The sequence below is a fragment of the Kibdelosporangium persicum genome, assembly GCF_013280595.1.
Classification (GTDB): Bacteria; Actinomycetota; Actinomycetes; order Mycobacteriales; family Pseudonocardiaceae; genus Kibdelosporangium; species Kibdelosporangium persicum.
In genome coordinates this window covers 318,445-325,669 of the sequence record NZ_JAAATY010000009.1, presented here as the reverse complement: position 1 = coordinate 325,669, position 7,225 = coordinate 318,445, and the positions used below count along the sequence as shown (strand labels likewise).

General features: G+C 68.3%; 5 protein-coding genes and 1 pseudogene. All 6 read right to left on the bottom strand.

Annotated features, from left to right (window positions below; translation table 11 throughout):
• Nucleotides 1-178 (bottom strand): flavodoxin-dependent (E)-4-hydroxy-3-methylbut-2-enyl-diphosphate synthase (locus GC106_RS47900; protein WP_173132288.1); only part of this gene is annotated, 178 nt, incomplete at its 3' end.
• Nucleotides 175-1,956, bottom strand: a complete 1,782-nt coding sequence (locus GC106_RS19190) for a 1-deoxy-D-xylulose-5-phosphate synthase (RefSeq protein ID WP_173132388.1) — start codon at nucleotides 1,954-1,956, stop codon at nucleotides 175-177. The genes GC106_RS19190 and GC106_RS47900, both read right to left, overlap by 4 nt.
• Nucleotides 1,957-2,079: 123 nt before the next feature.
• A pseudogene (ispH, locus tag GC106_RS19185) lies at nucleotides 2,080-2,943 on the bottom strand (4-hydroxy-3-methylbut-2-enyl diphosphate reductase); the annotation flags it as partial.
• 4 nt (nucleotides 2,944-2,947) lie between these two features.
• On the bottom strand, nucleotides 2,948-3,994 hold the full coding sequence (locus tag GC106_RS19180; protein ID WP_173132285.1) for a polyprenyl synthetase family protein: 1,047 nt from the start codon (nucleotides 3,992-3,994) through the stop codon (nucleotides 2,948-2,950).
• Nucleotides 3,995-4,035: 41 nt separating this feature from the next.
• A complete protein-coding gene (locus tag GC106_RS19175) occupies nucleotides 4,036-5,964 on the bottom strand; it encodes a KedN5 family methylcobalamin-dependent radical SAM C-methyltransferase (protein ID WP_173132282.1) in 1,929 nt (642 codons plus the stop codon).
• Nucleotides 5,965-6,061: 97 nt separating this feature from the next.
• Complete coding sequence (locus GC106_RS19170; RefSeq protein WP_173132279.1) at nucleotides 6,062-7,225, bottom strand: cytochrome P450; 1,164 nt, start codon at nucleotides 7,223-7,225, stop codon at nucleotides 6,062-6,064.

The following is a 7,225-nucleotide window of genomic DNA, read 5'->3' as shown; positions in this document are numbered from 1 at the left end:
ACTCCGCGATCTGCTGCAACGTCGCATTCACATCCGCGGTCACCGTCGTCGTCATCGACTGGACCGACACCGGGAACTCGCTACCCACACCCACCGACCCGACCATCAACTGACGGGTCTTACGGCGCTCCGACAGCACCGGCGGCGGCAGCGACGGCATGCCGAGCTGGACGCTCATCCGACCGGTCCGCTCGCCTCGACGGCCAGCCACCCGGCCGGGTCGGCGATCAGGCCCGCCAGCCGGGCGGCGATCACCTCGGCCGTCAGCCCGCATTCCGCCAGCACCTCGGCCCGCTTGCCGTGTGCGGGGAAACGCTGGGGGATACCGAAACTCGTCACCGGTGTGGTCACGCCCGCCTCCCGCAGGTCCTGGGCGAGCACCGAGCCGAACCCGCCGATCTTCAGGTTGTCCTCGACCGTCGCGACCACGCGGAACCGCGGCGCCATCGCCCGGAGCAACGGGTTCACCGGCCGGATCCAACACGGATCGACCACTGTCACGCCGATTCCCTGCGCGTGCAGCCGGTCGGCGACGTCCATGCACATCCCGGCCATCACACCGACCGGCAGCAGCAGCACGTCATCGCTGGGATCGGGCCGCAACACGTCCAGCCCGGCGTACGAGAAGGCCGCAGGCAGATCCTCGCCGACAGGGCCCTTCGGGAAGCGGATCGCGCAAGGCCCTTCGGCGGTGTGCACAGCGGTGCGCAACGCCGCCCGCAACGTCGCGGCGTCACGAGGTGCCGCGATCCGCATGCCGGGCACGATGTTCAGCAACGACATGTCCCACATCCCGTTGTGGGACGGCCCGTCGTCGCCGGTGACCCCGGCACGGTCGAGGACGAACACCACCGGGCACGAGTGCAGCGCCACGTCCAGCAGGACCTGGTCGAAGGCGCGGTTGAGGAACGTCGAGTAGATCGCGACCACCGGCCGCAAACCCGCCATGGCCATACCTGCCGCCGCGGTCACCGCGTTCTGCTCGGCGATGCCGACGTCGACCGCCCGGTCGGGGAACCGCCGGGCGAACGCGCTGAGCCCGGTGGGGTCCTGCATCGCGGCGGTGATGGCCACGACGTCACCGCGTTTCTCGGCGATCCGGACGAGTTCGTCGCCGAAGACCGACGTCCATGACCGGCCACTGGACGACAGTGGCGCCCCGGTCACGGGATCCATCGGCCGGACCGCGTGGAACCTGTCCACGTCGTCGTTCTCGGCGCGGTCGTAGCCGTATCCCTTACGGGTCAGCGTGTGCACGACCACCGGACCGTCCACAGCAGATGCTTGGACCAGTGCCGACTGCACGGCGACGACGTCATGCCCGTCGACGGGGCCGATATAGCTCAGTCCCAGGGATTCGAAGAACGTGTTCGGCTCCGCACCCGCCAGATGCCTGGCCAGGCCGCCGACGGTCGGTGAGTACGACCGGCCGTTGTCGTTGAGCACGATCACGACCCGTCTGCCCTCGCCGGCGATGCAGTTCAGGGCCTCCCAGGCCATTCCGCCGGTGAGCGACCCGTCGCCGACCACGACGACCACCCGGCGGCCGGTGACGCCCCGCACCTCGTCCGCCTTGGACATGCCATAGGCGTACGACAGCGCGGTGGACGCGTGTGAGTTCTCGATGATGTCGTGCGGCGACTCGGCTTGGGACGGGTATCCGGACAGCCCGCCACGTTGGCGCATCCGGCCGAACTCGGGCCACCGCCCGGTCAGTATCTTGTGGACATACGCCTGATGACCGGTGTCCCAGAGGATCCGGTCGGTGGGGGAGTCGAACACCCTGTGCAGTCCGAGGGTCAGCTCGACCACGCCGAGGCTCGGGCCGAGGTGACCGCCGGTGCGCGAGACCTCCTCGACGAGCAACCGGCGGATCTCGGCGGCCAGGCCGGTCAGCTCCGCCACGGTGAATCGCCGGATGTCGGCGGGCTGCCGGACCGATGGCAGCAGGCGCATCGCAGCGGCGTCCCCGGCCGGTGCCGGTTCCGGGGCGGACCTGTCGCCCGGCATCGAGAACACGACGTCCTCCACGGCCGTGAGGTCCACGTCGACCTGGCCGAACCCGTGTTCGGCCAACCGTGCCAGCACCTGGTCGACCAGGACCTCCGGAGCGCTGGCCCCTGAGCTGACGCCCACGGTGCGCACGTCGTGCAGCCATTCCTCGCGCAGGTGCCCGACGTCCGGCACGAGGTGGCCGCGTACGCCTGCCTGCCTGGCCACGTCGACCATCCGCTGCGAGTTGCTGGAGTTCTCCGAGCCGACCACCAGGATCAGCTCGCACTGCCGCGCCAGCGACTTGATCCCGTTCTGGCGGTTCTGGCTGGCGTAGCAGATGGTGTCGCTCGACGGCTCTTCGACGTCGGTGAACCTCGTGCGGATTCGGTCGACCACGTCGGCGGTGTCGTCGACGGACAACGTCGTCTGGGTCAGGTAGGCGACCGGGGTGTCCGGCGACAGGTCGAGACGGTCGACGTCCTCGACCGTCTCGACGACGATGGTCCGATTCGGAACCTCGCCGCGGGTGCCCTCGGTCTCCTCGTGGTCGTTGTGGCCGATCAGCAGCAGCAGACGGCCGTCACGGGTGGCCCGCTTGGCCTGCTGGTGCACTTTGGACACCAGCGGGCACGTCGCGTCGATCACGTGCAGGCTCGCTTCGTCCGCGGCGCCGCGGACCGCCGGGGACACCCCGTGTGCCGAGAACACGCACACACTTCCCTGCGGGACCTCGGCGATCGAGTCGACGAACCGGGCGCCCTTGCGCTCCAGCATGCCGACGACGAAGTGGTTGTGCACGATCTGCTTGCGGACGTAGACCGGCGGGCCGTGCAGTTCCAGCGCACGTTCGGTCATCGCGATGGCACGGTGCACGCCCGCGCAGAAACCTCGTGGCTGGGCCAGCACGACCCGCCGGTGTGGTGGGGTGGCGGTGGTGTCCGGGGACATCGGATCACCGGTCCCGGTCGATCGCGGCCTGGGCGAAGGACGCCAGCCGCTCCCGGCTGGGCGTCGGCGGCAGCACCTGTAGGGCGGCGATCGCCTGCTCGCAGTACTGCCTGGCCATTTCGGCGGCGACGTTGATCGCGCCGGTCCGGTCGAGGATCTCCATCAGGGTGCTCCGCCGGGCCGCCGGATCTCCCTGGCCGACCAGCACTTCGGTGATCGCCAGCCGGTCGTGCGGCTCGGCCGTCCGGTAGGCGAGGATGACCGGCAGGGTCAGCCTGCCGTTACGGATGTCGCTGGTGTCCGGCTTGCCCATCACGTCGGTGTCCCGGGTGTAGGACATCACGTCGTCGTGGATCTGGAAGGCACAGCCGAGGTTCTCCGCGTAGGTCCCCAGCGCACGGACCATGTGCTCCTCGCCGCCCGCCAGCAGCGCGCCGCATTCACACGCGCCCTTGAACAGCGCGGCGGTCTTCAGCTTGACCATGGTCAGGTAGGCGTCGAGGTCGAAGTCGACCCGTTCGCACAGCTCGGCTTCCAGGCTCTGGCCGCGGCACAGGTCGATGCCGCAGCGGGCGACGACGTCGAGCGCGGCGACGATCCGGTCGGGCCGCGCGCCGGTGTGGCGGCATTCGGCCAGCGCGGCGAACAGGTCGAAGATCAACGCGTCGCCCGCGACGATCGCGTTGTCCGCGCCGAACTTGAACTGCACCGAAGGCCGGCCCCGGCGCAGGTCGTCGTTGTCGATGATGTCGTCGTGCACCAGGCTGGCCACGTGCCCGCACTCGGCGCCGACCGCCGCCGGTAACACGACGTCGGCGTCGCCACCGACCGCGCAGGCCGACTCGAGCAGCAGAATCGGCCGGAACAGCTTGCCCGTGGGCACAAGCGCGTGCTCGCACATCGCGGCGAGCAGGCTCGACTCGGCCTGCCAGCGCCCGGCCAGCCGCTCGCCCACCTTGTCGACAAGGGACGCGTGGCCGGGGGCCGATGGCGACCGGTCACGTGGTCCGGCGTCGCCCCCGATCGCGTCGATCGTCACATGACCAGACATCGTTCCCTCCATCGTGCGCGAAGATCGTCAACCCGGACACGTCAGGACCGCACCAGCTGCCGCTCCAGCTTGCCCATGTAGTAGAGGATTTCCTCGTGGTTGGTCGACGGCAGGAAGTGGTCGGCGCCGACCTTGTAGTAGAGCGAGTGCACCGTCTCGCCGAGCAGGTGCTCGTAGGGTTCGTTGCGCCGCAACGCCAACGTGAGCGCCGGGACGTCGAACCCCTTCCACACGTCGCGCCATACGTAGTAACCGTCGCCGTCGACCTGCACCTCCGGCAGGGTCTCGTTGGCGTAGCGCGGTGACGGGTCACGTCCTGGGATGGTGTACGCGGGCAGTGTCAGCAGGTCGAACTCGAACACGGTGTCCAAAAGCGACCGGAAGTCCGACGGCACCAGCGGGATGACCGACTCGTTCCACCAGCGCCGCAACATGTCCTTGGCTTCGTCACTGCCGTACAGCAGGGTGAGCACCGGTGCCAGCACGTCGGAGTCGGTGAACGAGTTCACCATGCCGGTGCGGAACGGTTCCGCGATGGGATGGGTGTCGCTTTCGAACCAGTCCATCAGCGACCGGATCAGCTCGGACTGGGTGATTCCGCCGAGCGTGCGCAACGGGCCCCAGACGTACCGCAGCACCGGGTTCTCCGCGATCAACCGGGACACGAAGATGAACCGGTGCATGTACTGGTTGTCGCGCGGTGACATCGTGTCGTGCGACAGCAGGTACTCGAAGTCGTCGGTGTTGCCGCGCACGGTCACCAGGCCGAACCGGTCCCGGTCGGTGTGGTACGTGGTGTTCGGCAGGATCAGCATCGGGTAGACCGCGACCCGGGACACGTGGTTGGCGAGCCGGTCGTAGCCCTTCATGAAGGTCTCGATGGTCTCGCCGGGTGCGCCCCAGATCAGCTCGGCGTAGCAGTCCAAGCCTTCCTTGCCGAGCCACTCGGCCAGGCTCTCCCAGTCGTTGACCTTCATGTTGCGGCGGTTCATCAGGTCGAGCGTGTTGTCGTCCAACGTCTGCAACGCCAGGGTGAACGAGCTGTGCAGGCCCGCGTCCTTCATCGCCTTGACGATCTTGTAGAACACCGCGGACTTGTTCTTCGCCCACGACGTCTCGATGCTCTTCGGATAGCCGTACTTCTGTCTGGCCGCGATGACGTCCTCGACGAACTCCAGGTCGATCGGCATCATGCCGAAGTTCGCGTCGCACAGGACCAACGTGTGCACCTTGTGCTGGGCGAAGAGTTCGATCTCCTGGCGCAACCGCTCACGGGAGAACGCACGCACCCGCTGGCCGACCGCGCCGCCCCAGTAACAGAAAGAGCACTTGTACGGGCAGCCGCGGTTGGTCTCCAGCAAGGCCACGTCGTACGGGAACTTGCCGTCCTTGCCGGTCAGCGGGATGGCACCGCTGAGGAACGGGGATTCGATCTCGTCGAGGTTCTCGATGCGCGGCCGGTCCTTGGTGGTGACCACTTCTCCGTCCTCGTCCTGGAAGGAGATGCCGTCGATGTCGTGCAGCGCACGGGGCGACTGCTCGTCGATCCGGGCCCGCACCAGGTCGCAGAAGGTGAACTCGCCTTCACCGTTGACGATGACGTCGACGTACGGGTGCATGGCGAAGACCCGTGTCGCCTGCTGCGACACGTGGTTGCCGCCGAAGATCACCCAGCCGTCCGGGTTGAGCTGCTTGAACGTCTCCGCCAGCGCGGAGAACTCCTGGTAGTTCCAGCCGAGTACGGAGAACGCCAGCACGTCCGGCGTGCCGGCCGCGAACAGGTCGTTGGCCATGCCGAACAACGTGCTGCCGCCGTCGAAGTTGTGGATCCGGATGTCGGCGTTGGCCGCGATGTGCTCGTCGCGCAGTGCGGTGGCCTTCAGATAGCCGGAGGCCAGTGGCATCGACTCCAGCGACATGGCCCAGACACCCTGTTGCACCAGCCAGACCTTCAGCGGTCGATCTACCATGGGTCAGTCCCCTTGCCCCAGTTCTGTTCGTCCGAGCGGGAAGCACAGCCGGGACGGACGGTGCCCGTTGTCCGGCGACGTGGTCAGCCGTGACCGTTCACCAGGTGACGATCACTTCGGCGGGCCCGCTGTCGAGCGGGTGGTCGGTCCACCGGATGCGGTCCAGCGGGGTCGCCAGCTTCAGACCGGGAAGCTGGTCGGCCAAGGCCCTGACCGCGGCGACGAGTTCCATCCGGGCCACGGCCGCGCCGATGCACCGGTGCGGGCCATAGCCGAACTTGACGTGCTGGTTGGGCGTTCGGCGCGGGTCGAACCGGTCCGGGTCGGTGAACACCGCCGGGTCCCGGTTGGCCGCCTCCAGCCGGACGATCACCATGTCGCCCGCGGCGATGGCGTGCCCGCCGAGTTCCACGTCCTCCCGCGCCCACCGGGGGAACGCCTCACCGCTGATGCCGGCCTGGTGGCGGAGCATCTCCTCGACGGCGATCTCGATCGAGCGGTCGTCGTGCAGGACGCCCAGTCCGCCACCGAACTCGAGCATCTTGATCACGCCGATGGTCAGCGAGTTGACCGTGGTCAGCTGACCACCGGACAGCAGCGAAGCGGCCGCCAGCATCAGCTCGCGGTCGTTGAGCCTGCCGTCGTCACTGTCGCGTACCGCGATCATCGCGCTGAGCAGGTCCGGTCCCGGCGTCGCACGCTTGGCCTCGATCAGCGTGCCGAGGAACTCCACGAGCTCGCCCCAGGCCCCGGCCCAGCCCTGCATGTCGTCGGCGATCACCGCGGATACGGTCTCGGCCCACTTGTAGAACCGTTCCCGGTCGTCCACCGGCACACCGAGCATCTCGGTGATCACCGCCAGCGTCAACGGCCGGGACAGCTTCGCCACCAGGTCCGCGGGCGAGCCGGCGGCGCGCATGTCCGTGACGAAGTCACTGGCCATCCGGTCGACCACGGGCCGCAGGTCGCCCAGCGTGCGTGGGCTGAAGCCGCGGGAGATGACCCGGCGCAGCCGGGCGTGGTGCTCGCCGTCGCAGAGCAACGACTCGGTGTCCACTTCGTCGCCTTCCCGCGTGATGGCGAACCGCTTGTCCGACAGCACACGTTGGGCTTCTTTGGCGCCGAGCACGACCCATGCGTAGGTGCCCGCGCCGGTGACCGTGCGGACCACCGGCGAGACCTTGCGCAGATCGGCGTACGCGGCAGGCGGTTCGAACGGCGAGCGCCGGTCGAACGGCAAGGTGAACGACTGGGTGTCCAT

Coding starts and splice junctions, on each gene's coding strand:
- GC106_RS19175 (WP_173132282.1), bottom strand. CDS start 5,964: ATGGTAGATCGACCGCTGAAGGTCTGGCTGGTGCAACAGGGTGTCTGG.
- GC106_RS19170 (WP_173132279.1), bottom strand. CDS start 7,225: ATGGACACCCAGTCGTTCACCTTGCCGTTCGACCGGCGCTCGCCGTTC.
- GC106_RS19190 (WP_173132388.1), bottom strand. CDS start 1,956: ATGCGCCTGCTGCCATCGGTCCGGCAGCCCGCCGACATCCGGCGATTC.
- GC106_RS19180 (WP_173132285.1), bottom strand. CDS start 3,994: ATGTCTGGTCATGTGACGATCGACGCGATCGGGGGCGACGCCGGACCA.